This window comes from Pseudomonas sp. TSO6, from assembly GCF_056098905.1.
In genome coordinates this window covers 115,018-129,533 of sequence record NZ_JBLZWV010000024.1, presented here as the reverse complement: position 1 = coordinate 129,533, position 14,516 = coordinate 115,018, and the positions used below count along the sequence as shown (strand labels likewise).

Here is a 14,516-nt window from a genome sequence, read left to right as displayed (position 1 = left end):
TACCACATCAGGCTTGAGCTCTGCGCACATTCTGTGGGAGCGGGTTCACCCGCGAGGAGGACGGCACAGACGCTGCATCAGCTACCGGTGCCCTGCCCGATCAGCACCCCATCTACCTTCTGACCATACAGGTTCACGCCGTCATTGGCATGGAACTTCACACGCGTCCTCTCGATGGAGCCTTCCACCAGTCGCGGGTCCTGCGGCCGTTCATGGCGGTTGACCCACGCGGCAACGTCCCAGGCCTGCTGATCGCTGAGGCTGCCCGGCTTGCCCAGCGGCATGTTGTACTTGATGAACGACGCCGCCGTGTTGATGCGATGCATACCAGCGCCCCAGTTGTAGGAGTCCTTGCCCCACAGCGGCGGCATCACGTACTCACCGGCCACCTTCTGCCCTTCGCCGTTGTCGCCATGGCAAATCGCGCATTGCTCGCCGTACACCTGCTGGCCCCGCTTGAAGTCATAGCCGCCCTCGGGCTGCGACACCTCCGGGTAACCACGCCCGGCAATCTCCACGCCAGTGGGCGCCTTGGTCGACAGCCAGTACGCATAGGTCGCCAGTGCCGTCATCTGCGGGCTATCGGCGGCAGGTGGCTTGCCGTTCATGCTGAACTGGAAGCACCCCTGGATGCGCTCTGCGTAGGTATTCACCTTGTCGTTCTTCTTGCGGTACGCGGGGTACATCGGGTACGCGCCCCACATCGGCGCGGAATGGGCCAGGCGCCCCTGGTCGAGGTGGCAGTTACTGCAATTCATGCCGTTGCCTACGGCCTCGGGCATCAGCCGGCGGGTATCGACGAACAGGGCATGGCCCTCGCGCACCATCTTGCCAAAGGCATTGTCGGGCAACTCGCTTTCAGCGGGCGGCACAAACTGCGGCGCGGCCTGCCCGCCGGGTACCTTCAGCTGCGACTGGTCTTCCATGGCGATCGGGGCGGCTTGGGCGCTGCTCATGGCCACCAGTAAAAAGGCTGGAATCAAGGGTTTCATGGCGTGACCTCCTGGCTGGCGGAGCGGGCGAAGAACTCGGCGACAGCCTTGATCTCGTCATCGGTCATGGCCTTGGCCACGCCGACCATCAGCTGGTTGGGGTCATTGCTGCGGCTGCCGTCGCGCCAGGCATTGAGCTGTGCCACCAGGTAACTGGCAGGCTGGCCGGCCAAAGGCGGGAAGTGTTCGCCAACCCCGCCGCCGCCAGGGCCATGGCATTGCACGCAGCCCGGTATTTGCCGGTTCCAGTCGCCATATAGGGCCATGCGGGTGGTCGGGTCATCGGCAATCTGCTGGCGCCACAGGTTGCCGGCGGGGTCTGCCGGCAAGCTGGCCAGGTAGGCACTCACCGCCTTGATTTCATCTTCGCTCAAGGCCTTGGCGAGCGGTTCCATCACCGGCTGCTTGCGGCTGCCATTGCGCCAGTCATGCAGTTGCTTGCTGAGGTAACCAGCCGGTAGCCCGGCCAAGCGCGGAAAACCGGCGGCGGCAATGCCCTTGCCGTCGGGGCCATGGCACCCGAGGCAAGCCATGGCAGCGGGGTTGGCCCCGCCCTGGGTGAAGACTTTCTGGCCATCGGCGGCATGCGCCATGGGCCAGGCCAGGATCAGCAGGCTGCCGATCACGACGCGTCTCAACGGTGTCATCACGAATCTCCCTTTTTTTTGTTATATGTTTAGGCTTAAAACATATAAGCAAAGACAGGAAGGTCCGTTGCCTCAGATCAATGTCCGGAGATGCATTGGGTGGCGGCCGTGCGCACATCGCCCAGGCGCAGGGGGAAGTTGTTCAGCCGCTCATGAAGTTTGATGCTGCTGCCGCTGCCACGCTTGTCGATGTCCACCAGCGCAGCCGGGCCCGCCCCGGAGCTGAGCTTCTGTGGCACGATCAGGCGCAGGCCATCGCCACGCGGCTCTTCCACCAGCGGATCGCGCGTATCGGCCAGTTTCTGCTTGATGCAGTCGGCATATTCACGCGGGGTCTTGCCAGAAATCACATCCAGCGTTTCGTGCGATTGCTCCAGCTCCGAAACGCTGACACAACCGCCCAGCGCCGCCACAGACACCAACGCCACCATCCACTTCATTTAGAGCACCTCAGCCTTCAAGAATCCTGTTCGACCGCAGCCAGGCAGTTTTGCTCCCTGCATTGGCAGATTTATCGGGGCCTGGCCATCGAGCGCGCCAGTGTAACGGCACATCGTGGTATCTTTTGCCTTTACAGATCCAAACCTTGCGGAGCATCACATGAAATTCGTACACCAGCGCGAGCACCTCAACGAGGACGACATCGTCGTTATCGAATGCTCCCAGCGCTGCAACATCCGCCTGATGAACGACGCCAATTTCCGCAGCTTCAAGAACGGCGGCCGTCACACCTACCATGGCGGCCAGTTCGTTGACTTCCCGGCCAAGATCACGGTACCCAGCACCGGCTTCTGGAACATCACCATCGACACCGTGACCACCCGCCCGATCTCGGTAACGCGCAAGCCCACCTTGAGCCACAAGATCAAGATCATCCGTCGCTCGTCGTCGAAACTCAGATAAGACTGCCATGACCCAGAACATCAAGTACGTCATCAAATACAAGCTCGACGGCCAGCGCCGCTGGGATTTCTCCGTCATGCCCGACGCGTCGCAGGAACAGGCACTCGATGCCCTGCGCAAGATCCACGGCGACGACGCCGACAAGATCAGCGATATTCAGGTGAGCAAGGCACTTTAAGGCTGCGCGCCAAGGAGAACTGCATGAGCAACTGGCCCGACCGTCGTATCCTCGATCTGCTGGGCATCGAGTTGCCCATCCTCCAGGCGCCCATGGCCGGTGCCAGCGGGTCGGCGATGGCCATCGCCGTGGCCAACGCCGGAGGGCTTGGCGCCCTGCCCTGCGCCATGCTCACAGGCGAACAAGTACGGGGCGAGATCGCAGCCTTTCGAAACGCTTGCCCGGGCCGCCCGCTGAACCTGAACTTCTTCTGCCACCAGCCGCCAGCCCCCGATGCCGAGCGCGATGCCCGCTGGAAGCAGGCCCTCAAGCCTTATTACAACGAAACGGGTGCTGATTTCACGGCCCCCACGCCCGTGTCCAACCGTGCGCCGTTCGACGAACAAAGCTGCCAGCTGATCGAGCAACTGCGCCCGGAGGTGGTGAGCTTCCACTTCGGCCTGCCCAAGGCTGACCTGCTGCAACGGGTGAAGGCCAGTGGTGCCAAGGTACTGTCCAGCGCCACTACGGTAGAAGAAGCGGTTTGGCTGGAACGCAATGGCTGTGACGCGATCATCGCCATGGGGTATGAAGCCGGCGGCCATCGGGGCATGTTCCTCAGCGACGACATTAGCAGCCAGATCGGCACCTTCGCCCTTGTGCCGCAGGTGGTGGACGCGGTCAGCGTGCCGGTGATTGCCGCAGGCGGTATCGGCGACCACCGTGGCCTGGTGGCGGCGCTGGCACTGGGCGCTTCGGCAGTGCAGATCGGCACGGCTTACCTGTTCTGCCCCGAGGCCAAGGTTTCGTCGGCGCATCGCCTGGCGCTGGACAGCGCGCCCGCGAGCGACACGGCGTTGACCAACCTGTTTACCGGCCGCCCGGCGCGCGGCATCAACAACCGCATCATGCGCGAGCTGGGGCCGATGAGCGACCTGGCACCGCGCTTCCCGCTGGCGGGTGGAGCGTTGATGCCATTGCGGGCGATCACCGATCCGCAAGGTAACAGTGACTTCAGTAACCTGTGGTCGGGGCAGGCGTTGCGGCTGGGGCGGCACGTGCCTGCGGGGGAGCTGACCCGGGATATTGCCGAAAAGGCACTGGCCCTGGTTAATCGTTAGGCATCTTCATATACACGTTCGGCCCCTTCCCGGCAAATGGCCTATCGCTATATAGTTCAGAACATAACGATAACCCCAAGGAGCTGTCTTCATGCGTATCCGCCCATCCCACCTGGCCGTCACCGCCCTGGCCACCCTGTTCTCCTTCAACACTGCCTGGGCCGATGAGGTTCAGGTCGCGGTCGCAGCCAACTTTACAGCCCCGATCCAGGCCATCGCAAAAGACTTTGAAAAAGACACCGGCCACAAACTGGTCGCAGCCTACGGCGCCACTGGGCAGTTCTACGCACAGATCAAGAACGGCGCACCGTTTGAAGTGTTCCTCGCCGCTGACGACAGCACCCCGAAGAAGCTTGAAGAAGAAAAGGAAATCGTCCCTGGATCGCGCTTCACCTACGCCATCGGCACCCTGGCCCTGTGGTCGGCGAAGGAAGGCTACGTAGATGCCAAGGGTGACGTACTGAAGAAAAACGATTACAAACACCTGTCCATCGCCAACCCGAAAGCGGCACCTTACGGCCTGGCCGCCACTCAGGTGCTGGACAAGCTGAAGCTCACCGAAGCCACCAAAGGCAAGATCGTCGAAGGGCAGAACATTACCCAGGCCTTCCAGTTCGTCTCCACCGGCAATGCCGAGCTGGGCTTCGTTGCCCTGTCGCAGATCTACAAGGACGGCAAGGTAACCAACGGCTCGGCCTGGATCGTGCCGTCCAACCTGCACGACCCAATCCGCCAGGACGCGGTGATCCTCAACAAAGGCAAGGACAATGCGGCCGCCAAGGCGCTGGTCGAATACCTCAAAGGCCCGAAAGCCGCTGCGGTGATCAAGTCCTACGGCTATGAACTCTGATGCCACTGGACGCCAGTGACCTGGGTGCAATCTGGCTGACCGTCAAACTGGCCAGCCTGACCACCCTGATCCTGCTGGTTATCGGCACCCCCATCGCCTGGTGGCTGGCGCGTACGCGCTCATGGCTACGCGGGCCGGTGGGTGCGGTGGTGGCTCTGCCGCTGGTATTGCCACCCACGGTGATCGGCTTTTACCTGCTGATCGCCCTCGGGCCGCACGGCTGGTTCGGCCAGGCTACCCAGGCGCTGGGCCTGGGCAGCGTGGTGTTCAGCTTCACGGGCCTGGTGATCGGTTCGACGGTGTATTCCATGCCATTCGTGGTGCAGCCGCTGCAGAATGCATTTGGCGCGATCGGCCAGCGCCCGCTGGAAGTCGCCGCCACTTTGCGCGCCAGCCCATGGGACACCTTCGTTCATGTGGTGCTGCCGCTGGCCCGCCCCGGTTTCGTCACCGCCAGCATCCTCGGCTTCGCCCATACCGTGGGCGAGTTTGGCGTGGTGCTGATGATCGGTGGCAACATCCCCGACAAGACCCGCGTGGTCTCGGTGCAAATCTTCGATCACGTCGAGGCCATGGAGTATTCGCAAGCCCACTGGCTGGCCGGTGCCATGCTGGTGTTTTCCTTCCTGGTGCTGCTCCTGCTGTACGCCGGACGCCGCGGCAAAGCTGGCTGGAGCTGACATGACCGCATCGATAGTGGCGCGCCTGAACCTGGCGCGCGACGACTTTACCCTGGACGTTGACCTGCACCTGCCCGGGCGCGGCATCAGCGCGCTGTTCGGCCACTCGGGCTCCGGCAAGACCAGCTGCCTTCGCTGCCTGGCCGGCCTGGAACGGGCCGCCAGCGCCTACATCGAGGTTAACGGCGAAGTCTGGGAAGACAGCGGCCGCGGCCACTTCCTGGCCCCGCACCTGCGGCCGGTGGGCTACGTGTTCCAGGAGGCCAGCCTGTTCCCGCACCTGTCGGTGCGCGGCAACCTGGAATTCGGCTGGCGCCGGGTGGCGGCGGCTGAACGCAAGGTGAGCCTGGACCAGGCCTGCCAGTTGCTGGGCATCGGCCACTTGCTGGAACGCCGCCCCGCGACGTTGTCTGGCGGCGAGGCGCAGCGGGTGGGCATTGCCCGTGCCCTGCTCAGCAGCCCACGCCTGCTGTTGATGGACGAGCCACTGGCGGCCCTCGACGGACCGCGCAAGCGTGAGATCCTGCCTTACCTTGAGCGCCTGCACGATGAACTGGACATTCCGCTGGTGTATGTCAGCCACGCCCAGGATGAAGTGGCGCGGCTGGCCGACCACCTGGTGTTGCTGGAGCAAGGCCTGGTGGTCGCCAGCGGCCCGATTGGTGAAACCCTGGCCCGCCTCGACCTGCCGCTGGCCCAGGGCGAGGACGCTGGCGTGGTGTTCGAAGGCCTGGTGGTCGGCCACGACCCGCACTACGACCTGCTCGACCTGCGCCTGCCCGGTGGCTCAGGGCCGGTGCTGCGCATCGCCCACCCGGCCCACGTGATGGGCAGCACCTTGCGCGTCAAGGTGCAGGCCCGTGACGTCAGCCTGGCGCTGGCGGCCGACAGCACATCGAGCATCCTCAACCGCTTGCCGGTGCAGGTGCGCGAAAGCCGCCCGGCCGACAACCCAGCCCATGTGCTGGTCAGCCTGGATGCCGCCGGCAATGCCTTGCTCGCGCGCATCACGCGCTTCTCTGCAGACCAGCTCGGCCTGCACCCGGGCCAACTGCTGTTCGCCCAGATAAAGTCGGTGGCGTTACTGGGCTGAGCATCCTGCGCGCGGGTGTTGTCCATTGATCAACGACCTGATCGAGGCCTGCCCGCCATGCTCGACTGCCCCCTGCCGCGCAGCTTGCACTACGTTGACGACAGCCAGCCGGGCCTGACCCGGCGACGCTGGCGCGACCGCTTCATTTACCTGGATGCCGATGGCCAGCGGGTGCGCGACAGCGCCACCCTTGCGCGCATAGCCGCGTTGGTGATTCCGCCTGCCTACACAGATGTGTGGATCTGCACCGACCCGCAGGGGCATTTGCAGGCAACCGGTCGCGATGCCCGTGGCCGCAAGCAGTACCGCTACCACACGCAGTGGCGCGAACTGCGCGACCAGCACAAGTACGGGCGCATGCTGGCCTTCGCCGAGGCCTTGCCAAAACTGCGCGCGCAACTGGAAACCCACCTGGCACGGCCAGGCCTGGACCGGGAAAAGGTCATGGCGTTGGTCGTGAGCCTGCTGGACCACACCCTGATCCGCATCGGCAACCAGCGCTACCTGCGCGACAACCAGTCCTACGGGCTGACCACCCTGCGCAACCGCCATGTTCAGGTCAAGGGCAGCAGTATCCGTTTCCAGTTCCGCGGCAAGCGGGGTGTCGAGCACGACGTCACCCTCACCGACCGGCGCCTGGCCAGCCTGCTCAAACGCTGCATGGAACTGCCCGGCCAAGCGCTGTTCCAGTACCTGGATGAAAACGGCCAGCGCCACAGCATCGGCTCCAGCGAGGTCAACCAGTTCCTGCAGGAGCTGACCGGCGCCGACTTCACTGCCAAGGACTACCGCACCTGGGCCGGCAGCAGCCTGGCCCTGAACCTGCTCAGGCCCTTGGCCTGGGAGCCCGAGCCCGAGGCAAAGCGCCAGGTCGCTGCCATCGTCCGCCAGGTGGCTACACGGCTGGGCAACACGCCCGCGGTCTGCAGGCGCTGCTACATTCACCCGGCCGTACTTGAACACTATGCCCTGGGGCGGCTGGGCAACTTGCCGAAGCGCCGTATGCGCAAAGGCCTGGACCCGGAAGAAGTGGCCTTGTTGCTGTTTCTTCAGGCACTTGAGGAACAGGATGGCCATTAAGCCTGTCTATTTAGTCCATGATGCGAAGAAATTTCCCATTGGCCGCCAAGCCCCCTATTCTTGCCATCGAGCACCTTGGCCGACAAACCGCTGGCGGTTTGTTTCGGCACCTGCAACTGAAGATACGCAACAGAATTTGTCTGTCGGGGAATTACTATCCGCCGAAAGCGTCTTTAATGAGAAGGAAGAGGGACACGCTCCCACCGCCGCGGCAACTGGCCCAGCGGTTTTTTACATCACCAAGGAGAACTACATGCTGATACTCACCCGCAAGGTTGGCGAAAGCATCGTCATCAACGATGACATCAAAGTCACCATTCTGGGCGTCAAAGGGATGCAGGTGAGGATCGGGATCGATGCACCGAAAGATGTCCAGGTCCATCGCGAAGAAATTTTCAAACGCATCCAGGCCGGTAGCCCAGCCCCGGAAAAGCACGACGACTCACACTGAGCCTACCCTCTCCAGCGTGCAAGGACGCGCTCGACCGCCAGCCTCAGGTGCCCAGTAGCTGACGCACCTTGGCGATCATCTCGTCCATGTCGAACGGCTTGTCGAATATTGCGGCGAACAGGGCCGGGCATCCTTGGCTGGCCTGCGCGCCGCTCATCAGAATGACCGGCAACTCGCATAGCGTCGGGTCTTCGCGCATGGCACGTACCAGTTCCTCACCGTTGAGCAGCGGCATCATGTAGTCGGTGATCACCAGCTCAACGCGTTTCTCCCTCAACGCCTCCAGCGCCTTGCTGCCGTTGCTCGCCTTTTCCACCAGATAGCCTTCGTCCTCCAGCGCAAAACCGAGGATATCGGCAATCAGGTATTCGTCATCTACGATCAGGATGGTGTTCATTGGCTCATCCGTCACCCACTCCCCTGTGGTGTCGGCGTACCCGAGAGCACACCGCAGGCACCTTCGAATGCCCTGCGCAGGGTAATGCCCTGCGGCCCGATCAGCAGCTCGTGCAAGGCAGGGTCGTGGTGACTGTCACGCACTTTGAGGATCGACAGCATGCGCCGTAGTTGCGAATCCAGCTCGACGAAGCGCATCAGCATCAGGTTGTCGACAATGCTCGACAGGTCCGGGGCCGGGGCGCTGATCTCGGAGCCGAAGATGTCGCGCATTTCCCAGGTCAGCATCACGCTCACATCACGCGCACGCAGCTCGCCAGCGATGGCACGGAAAAACGCATTGAGCCGCGTCGGGTCGACAGCGAGGCGACTGAACGCCCCGAGGCTGTCAATCAATACGCGTTTGCTGCCATGGGCCTCCACACGCTCAAGCAGGCGCGCACCGATCTGGTCCAGCAGCCCCTCGGTAGTCGGTTGCCAGCACAACTGCAGGCTACCCTCCTGCTCCATGGCTGCAAAGTCGTAACCCAGCGATGCGGCCTTGTTGCGCAGGCGGTCGGGCGTTTCGTAAAAGCCGAAGTGCAACCCCGGTGCCTGCTTGGTGCTGGCGCCAAGAAAGGCCAGCCCCAGTGAAGTCTTGCCGATACCCGACGGCCCGATCAACAGACTGACCGAACCCATGGCCAAGCCACCATCGAGCATCTCATCGAGGGATGGCACACCGCTGCCGATGCGCGCCGGAGTGGCGCTGCCCATCTGGCTGGGGTGGCTGAACAACGCCTCCAGGCGCGGGTAGACGTGCATGCCGCTTTCATCGATAAGGCATTCGTGGCGCCCCGACAACGCCCCACTGCCGCGGGTCTTGCGCAACTGGATATGGCGCACGGCGCGGCTGCCCACCAGTTGCTCACCCAGCTCGATCACCCCATCGACCATGGTGTGCTCCGGGCTGCCCTCGTCCAGCCGTGCGCTGGTAAGCAGCAGCACGGTGCAGCCGGCAAAGGCCGCATGGCCCTGCAGCTCGGAGACAAACTTCTTGGTATCTAGCGCGGTTTCGGCGCGCACCCGGGCATTGAGCACGCCATCGACAATCAACAGGCTGGCCTGCTGCCGGGCGATTTCCTGGCGCAGCAGCCGCACCACGGCATCCAGCCCTTCCTGCTCAAGGGTGTCGAAGGCACTGACGAACTGGATCTGGTCGCCGACCAGCGTCGGGTCGAAAAAGTCCAGGGTGGACAGGTACTGGAACAGCCGTTCATGCGACTCGCTCAGCAAGGTGGCGACCAGCACCCGGCCGCCCGTACGCACGTGCCCGCAGGCCAACTGATTGGCCAGGATGGTCTTGCCGGCACCCGGCGGGCCTTGAATGATGTAGGAGGCGCCGGCTACCAGGCCGCCCTTCAGCAGCGCATCGAGCCCTTCGATACCTGTCACCAACCGCCTGAGTGCCTGCGCCATGATGCTTACCTGTCGAGTGGGCTGTTGGTCTTGTCCTGATACGTTGGCAAGTAAAGCTGCATGGAAGTTCCCTGGCCGAGCTCACTGGCGACACAAATGGCGCCACCGCTCTGCCTGGCAAAACCATACACCTGGCTAAGGCCCAGGCCAGTGCCCTTGCCAAAGGGCTTGGTGGTGAAGAATGGCTCGAAGATGCGCGGCAATACTTCTGGTGCAATCCCTTCGCCGCTGTCTTCCACCACAAAGCGCACGAAGCTGCCTTGCAGCCCTTCCACCTCGCCAGCCAACTCGACCACCTCGGCCGTCAGGCCTATCCGGCCCTCCCCGGCGATGGCATCGCGGGCATTGAACAGCAGGTTCAGCAGCACCATCTGCAACTGCCCGGCATCCACTTCGATCAACGGCAAGCCCGCTTGCAACTGCACCTGCAGTTCAATCGAGCTGGGCAGTGCGTGCTCCAACAGGCCACGGGTGGCGGCGACAAGGTCTTGCGGTGCGACGCACGCCACATCGAGGCGGCGGTGACGGGCAAAGCTGAGCAGCTGCTGGGTCAGTTCGGTGCCCCGCTGCCCCGCATCGAGAATGTGCTGCAGCATGCGCTGGATACGCGCCGGGTCCTGACTGGCCAGCGCCAGGCGCGCCGAGCTGATGATGATGGTGAGCATGTTGTTGAAGTCATGCGCCAGCCCCCCGGTCAATTGGCCCAAGGCTTCCAGCTTCTGCGCCTGGAACAGCTGGGCGCGCACGGCGTCCAGTTGCGCCGCCGACTCGCGACGGTCGGTGATGTCTCGCGTGACCTTGGCCAGGCCGATGATCTGGCCCTGGTCATCGCGGATCACGTCCAGCGCCGCCAGCGCCCAGAACTGTGTGCCATCCTTGCGCACCCGCCAGCCCTCATCCTGCGCCACACCCTGCTCCAGCGCCTGGCGCAGCAAGCGCTCGGGGCGGCCGTCGGCACAATCCTGGGGGGTGAAGAATAGCGAGAAATGCTGGCCGATCACTTCATCGGCGCGGTAGCCCTTGATCCGTTGCGCGCCGGCATTCCACGACACCACATGGCCGGTTGGGTCGAGCATATAGATGGCGTAATCCACCACCGACTGCACCAGCTGTTCATAGCGCTGGGCAGGTATGGCGGGGTGATCGAGACAGTCAGCTGAAACCATGAAAACTCCACTGGCACAGCAGGAGGGACGATGTGAGCTTAGCCGAGGGTAACCGCCAACGGCCCCCTGTGGCTACCAATGGTCAGCGTTCAGGCTCGACCAACGCAGGGCTGATACGGCGTGGCATGGCAACTTTCAGCAGCCACAGGCCAACCAGCATGATCCCCCCGCCGCCAGCCAGAGCCATCCACCGCTGCGGCTGTGGGTGCTCGGCATCGAAACCGAGCATCAACAGGTAGCCACCCAGGCTGATCAGGCTGAGGTAAAGAAACGCCCCCAACACGATCACCAGCGCAAACAGCAGCCGCCAGAACAGCCGTGGGCGCACGACACGCTCGCTAGCGTCGGACTGAGCCATCGCCGCATACTCTTGGATCCAATAAAGGGGGCAACAGTGGCGTAATGACAGCAAGGTGTCAATTATCCAGTGGTTCGACCCTTCATTCTGTTGATCATAGGTGCTGCAGTTGACTCAAATATAACAATGGGTTATAAAGCGCGCTTGATTGCAAAGCCCTTCTGCTTAGAAGCGAGCTGGTCGTTGCGGCCCTTTCAAGCGTGCGAGTGTGGTGGAATTGGTATACACAGCAGACTTAAAATCTGTCGGCGTGAGCCTTGCGGGTTCGAGTCCCGCCACTCGCACCAAACTTCGTTGAAAAGGCGCCCTTGCGGCGCCTTTTTGCTGCCTGCCAGCAATGTCTTGCGCAGCTGCTAAAGTGGAACTTGTCCCCGTCCACTGGAACGCCACCATGCGCTACTCCCTGTTCGATGGCCAACGCGACATCATTATCCTGATCGCCCGCGTACTGCTGATGATCCTGTTCGTCTTGTCTGGCTGGGCCAAGCTCACCGGCTTTGATGGCACGGTTGGCTACATGACGTCGTTGGGTGCCCCTGCCCCCATGCTGGCGGCTGCAATTGCCGTAATCATGGAGTTTGTCGTCGCCATCCTGCTGATCCTGGGCTTCTACACCCGTCCGCTGGCGTTTCTGTTCGCGCTGTTCGTGCTGGGCACGGCGCTGCTGGGCCACCCGTTCTGGAACATGGTCGACCCCGAACGCAGCTCCAACATGACCCAGTTTCTTAAAAACATGAGCATCATGGGCGGCCTGCTGTTGCTGGCCGTGAGCGGCCCAGGGCGTTTCTCGGTGGACGGGCGCTGAGTCAGTCGTCTTCGCAGTCATCGAACCAGGCAGGGTGATCACGCTCCTCGTCATCGAGGTCATCCAGCGTTTCCTCGTCTTCTTCCACTTCATCCTCGGCGCCTTGGGCATCCGCCTCGGGCTCCATGTCGTCGTAGAGAAATTCATGGTCAAGCAGGTGATCGTGCTCGGGTTCGTGCAGGTCGTCTTCGTCGTGCATGCTGGCTCCTGGGGTGATGGCAGGCCTGTATAGGCGTATCAGGTTCCGAGGTCAATGTGTTGCCGCTTAATCCTGGGTTAACCGGCCACGCGCAGCCTGCAGTCTCTCCCTTCAAACGTCTTTTGCCCGCCTTTCATGGCGGGCTTTTTTATGGCTTTGGGAGCATGACAGCCTCATGACCTGAGCTTCACGAAATACTGACAACCGGATTGGCACACTGGCCCCGCTCCGTACGTTTTTGCAGCCCGCCGCATCATTGCCGCGGGGTTTTCTTTTTGCGACGTGTTCTTGAAGCATGACCTGAAGCAGTTTTGCCCGACCCGGCAAGGGCTATGCTAACCCAGCCATAACCCAAGCTCACTCGGATAGACACGGAGGCTCTTATGAAAGCTGCTGTTGTTGCACCAGGCCGTCGCGTGGACGTGGTAGAAAAAACCCTGCGCCCCCTCGAACACGGCGAAGCGCTGCTGAAGATGCAATGCTGCGGTGTCTGCCACACCGACCTGCACGTGAAAAATGGCGATTTCGGTGACAAGACCGGCGTTGTGCTGGGCCACGAAGGCATCGGCGTGGTTCAGGAAGTCGGGCCGGGCGTCACCTCGCTCAAGCCGGGCGACCGTGCCAGTGTTGCCTGGTTTTACCAGGGTTGCGGGCATTGCGAGTATTGCAACAGCGGCAACGAAACCCTGTGCCGCGAGGTGAAGAACTCCGGGTACACCGTGGATGGTGGCATGGCCGAAGCCTGCATCGTCAAGGCCGACTACTCGGTCAAAGTACCCGACGGCCTCGATTCCGCTGCCGCCAGCAGCATCACCTGCGCCGGCGTCACGACCTACAAGGCGGTGAAAATTTCCAACATCCGCCCAGGCCAATGGATTGCCATCTACGGCCTCGGCGGGCTGGGCAACCTGGCCCTGCAATATGCCAAGAACGTCTTCAACGCCAAAGTGATTGCCATCGACGTCAATGAGCAGCAACTGCGCTTCGCCAGCGAAATGGGCGCAGACTTGGTGGTCAACCCGCTCAACGAAGACACCGCAAAGGTTATCCAGGCCAAGACCGGTGGTGCCCACGCCGCCGTGGTGACTGCCGTCGCCAAGGGCGCGTTCAACTCGGCCGTCGACGCCCTGCGCGCTGGCGGGCGGCTGGTTGCCGTCGGGCTTCCGTCGGAATCCATGGACCTGAACATTCCCCGCCTGGTGCTGGACGGGATCGAAGTGGTGGGCTCACTGGTAGGCACACGCCAGGACCTGCAGGAAGCTTTCCAGTTTGCGGCTGAGGGCAAAGTGGTGCCCAAGGTGACTCTGCGGCCAATCGAGGATATCAACCAGATCTTTGACGAGATGCTGGAAGGCAAGATCCAAGGCCGCATGGTGATCCAGTTCGAAGGTTGATAGCCTCAAAGCTGATCATTTCGCACGACCACAACGCCCGTAGATGATCCTCTACGGGCTTTTTGCCTTCTCAACAGTCAAGGAACAGACCATGAGCTTCGACTGGCACGCCGGCCCGATCACCAGAGCCACCCCGCTGGACAAGCATTACCGCAACACGCAGAAGGTTCGTCAGTTTCTGCTCAGTGAATGTGGCGCGTCATTCAAGTTCGACCGTGCCTTTATGGCATGGATCAAAACCGGGGCACCCTCAACGATGGGCGAAGTCGCGGACGAATGGCAGCGAATCCATCGATGACAGCCGGCACCTGATGCCTGCAAGCCGGATTGTGCTGTAGCCGCGTCTTTGAGCATCTTGTCCAACGATTCAACCATGCTGGAATAATCCATTTCCTGACTCCATCAATGTTGGATTGGGCTTGAGTTCACCATAGCTTGAGAACGTTTCAATATTTGATGAGGGCGCCGACACGATATCACTCGCCCTCCTGCTGATGACCATCGCCTCAGAGATGAGGTTCAAGATAAGTGCTCAAGACGCCGTGTGGGGCCTGGCATAGACTGACGGGATCCATTTGGCCACAGCGCGCTGTGCCAGCATCGGGTTTTCACTGTCATCAAGTTGAACACGCAGCGGGGGCAGTGACCGAGTGCTCGATCTCCTGCGACTAATCCTGATCTCAGACGCTTTGTGCTGTTTGACTTCAGATTCCCTTCAGATTCGCCCCTGATAATTCTCTCCGTCGAACCCAATCGGGGGAGTTTT

The 14,516-nt window shown here is 62.1% G+C and carries 19 protein-coding genes and 1 tRNA gene; 12 read left to right on the top strand and 8 right to left on the bottom strand.

Annotated elements, in window-relative coordinates; all coding sequences use genetic code 11:
• Positions 1 to 77 precede the first annotated feature (77 nt).
• The 3 genes from ACN6NG_RS08995 to ACN6NG_RS08985 all read right to left on the bottom strand — a co-directional run bounded on the left by ACN6NG_RS08995 (position 78) and on the right by ACN6NG_RS08985 (position 2,079).
• Positions 78 to 992, bottom strand: coding sequence for a c-type cytochrome (locus ACN6NG_RS08995; protein ID WP_474313561.1), 915 nt, complete (start codon positions 990 to 992; stop codon positions 78 to 80).
• Entirely contained in the window at positions 989 to 1,639 is a 651-nt protein-coding gene (locus ACN6NG_RS08990; RefSeq protein ID WP_197899599.1) for a c-type cytochrome, read from the bottom strand. The genes ACN6NG_RS08995 and ACN6NG_RS08990 overlap by 4 nt, the downstream gene beginning before the upstream one ends.
• A 77-nt stretch (positions 1,640 to 1,716) precedes the next feature.
• Positions 1,717 to 2,079 carry a hypothetical protein gene (locus ACN6NG_RS08985; protein WP_474313560.1) on the bottom strand — a complete coding sequence of 121 codons (363 nt, stop codon included), beginning with the start codon at positions 2,077 to 2,079 and terminating at the stop codon, positions 1,717 to 1,719.
• Between the two features lie 160 nt (positions 2,080 to 2,239).
• On the opposite strand from ACN6NG_RS08985, the gene ACN6NG_RS08980 reads away from it, so the two are divergent.
• The 8 genes from ACN6NG_RS08980 to csrA all read left to right on the top strand — a co-directional run bounded on the left by ACN6NG_RS08980 (position 2,240) and on the right by csrA (position 7,974).
• Entirely contained in the window at positions 2,240 to 2,542 is a 303-nt protein-coding gene (locus ACN6NG_RS08980; protein ID WP_016487931.1) for a DUF1883 domain-containing protein, read from the top strand.
• A gap of 7 nt (positions 2,543 to 2,549) precedes the next feature.
• Positions 2,550 to 2,720 (top strand): hypothetical protein, encoded by a 171-nt coding sequence (locus ACN6NG_RS08975; RefSeq protein WP_474313558.1) that lies wholly within the window; start codon positions 2,550 to 2,552, stop codon positions 2,718 to 2,720.
• A gap of 23 nt (positions 2,721 to 2,743) precedes the next feature.
• The gene (locus tag ACN6NG_RS08970; RefSeq protein WP_063425575.1) at positions 2,744 to 3,820 is read left to right on the top strand and encodes an NAD(P)H-dependent flavin oxidoreductase; all 1,077 of its coding nucleotides are present in this window, start codon (positions 2,744 to 2,746) and stop codon (positions 3,818 to 3,820) included.
• Between the two features lie 91 nt (positions 3,821 to 3,911).
• On the top strand, positions 3,912 to 4,670 hold the full coding sequence (gene modA / locus ACN6NG_RS08965; protein ID WP_197898227.1) for a molybdate ABC transporter substrate-binding protein: 759 nt from the start codon (positions 3,912 to 3,914) through the stop codon (positions 4,668 to 4,670).
• Positions 4,670 to 5,350 carry a molybdate ABC transporter permease subunit gene (gene modB, locus ACN6NG_RS08960; protein ID WP_059395919.1) on the top strand — a complete coding sequence of 227 codons (681 nt, stop codon included), beginning with the start codon at positions 4,670 to 4,672 and terminating at the stop codon, positions 5,348 to 5,350. The genes modA and modB overlap by 1 nt, the downstream gene beginning before the upstream one ends.
• Before the next feature lies 1 nt (position 5,351).
• Positions 5,352 to 6,443 carry a molybdenum ABC transporter ATP-binding protein gene (gene modC / locus ACN6NG_RS08955; protein WP_197898228.1) on the top strand — a complete coding sequence of 364 codons (1,092 nt, stop codon included), beginning with the start codon at positions 5,352 to 5,354 and terminating at the stop codon, positions 6,441 to 6,443.
• 57 nt (positions 6,444 to 6,500) lie between these two features.
• Positions 6,501 to 7,523 (top strand): DNA topoisomerase IB, encoded by a 1,023-nt coding sequence (locus ACN6NG_RS08950; protein ID WP_474313554.1) that lies wholly within the window; start codon positions 6,501 to 6,503, stop codon positions 7,521 to 7,523.
• 253 nt (positions 7,524 to 7,776) lie between these two features.
• Positions 7,777 to 7,974, top strand: a complete 198-nt coding sequence (gene csrA / locus ACN6NG_RS08945) for a carbon storage regulator CsrA (protein WP_004375914.1) — start codon at positions 7,777 to 7,779, stop codon at positions 7,972 to 7,974.
• Between the two features lie 43 nt (positions 7,975 to 8,017).
• On the opposite strand, the gene ACN6NG_RS08940 is transcribed toward csrA, so the two are convergent.
• The 4 genes from ACN6NG_RS08940 to ACN6NG_RS08925 form a co-directional block, all read right to left on the bottom strand.
• Complete coding sequence (locus ACN6NG_RS08940; protein ID WP_016498954.1) at positions 8,018 to 8,371, bottom strand: response regulator; 354 nt, start codon at positions 8,369 to 8,371, stop codon at positions 8,018 to 8,020.
• Positions 8,372 to 8,382: 11 nt separating this feature from the next.
• Positions 8,383 to 9,828, bottom strand: coding sequence for an ATPase domain-containing protein (locus tag ACN6NG_RS08935; protein WP_016498953.1), 1,446 nt, complete (start codon positions 9,826 to 9,828; stop codon positions 8,383 to 8,385).
• 5 nt (positions 9,829 to 9,833) lie between these two features.
• The gene (locus ACN6NG_RS08930; protein WP_049276981.1) at positions 9,834 to 10,994 is read right to left on the bottom strand and encodes a two-component system sensor histidine kinase NtrB; all 1,161 of its coding nucleotides are present in this window, start codon (positions 10,992 to 10,994) and stop codon (positions 9,834 to 9,836) included.
• A gap of 82 nt (positions 10,995 to 11,076) precedes the next feature.
• A complete protein-coding gene (locus tag ACN6NG_RS08925; protein WP_174370149.1) occupies positions 11,077 to 11,352 on the bottom strand; it encodes a hypothetical protein in 276 nt (91 codons plus the stop codon).
• Between the two features lie 202 nt (positions 11,353 to 11,554).
• Here ACN6NG_RS08925 and ACN6NG_RS08920 point away from each other — a divergent pair.
• Positions 11,555 to 11,639, top strand: a tRNA-Leu gene (locus ACN6NG_RS08920).
• A 104-nt stretch (positions 11,640 to 11,743) separates the two neighbouring features.
• Complete coding sequence (locus tag ACN6NG_RS08915) at positions 11,744 to 12,157, top strand: DoxX family protein (protein ID WP_353456265.1); 414 nt, start codon at positions 11,744 to 11,746, stop codon at positions 12,155 to 12,157.
• A gap of 1 nt (position 12,158) precedes the next feature.
• Here ACN6NG_RS08915 and ACN6NG_RS08910 read toward each other — a convergent pair whose 3' ends face one another.
• Entirely contained in the window at positions 12,159 to 12,356 is a 198-nt protein-coding gene (locus tag ACN6NG_RS08910; protein ID WP_063425561.1) for a hypothetical protein, read from the bottom strand.
• A gap of 383 nt (positions 12,357 to 12,739) precedes the next feature.
• Between ACN6NG_RS08910 and adhP the strand changes: the two genes are divergently transcribed.
• On the top strand, positions 12,740 to 13,750 hold the full coding sequence (adhP, locus tag ACN6NG_RS08905) for an alcohol dehydrogenase AdhP (RefSeq protein ID WP_474313551.1): 1,011 nt from the start codon (positions 12,740 to 12,742) through the stop codon (positions 13,748 to 13,750).
• Between the two features lie 91 nt (positions 13,751 to 13,841).
• Positions 13,842 to 14,048, top strand: a complete 207-nt coding sequence (locus ACN6NG_RS08900; protein ID WP_059395924.1) for a DUF6434 domain-containing protein — start codon at positions 13,842 to 13,844, stop codon at positions 14,046 to 14,048.
• Positions 14,049 to 14,516: the final 468 nt, after the last annotated feature.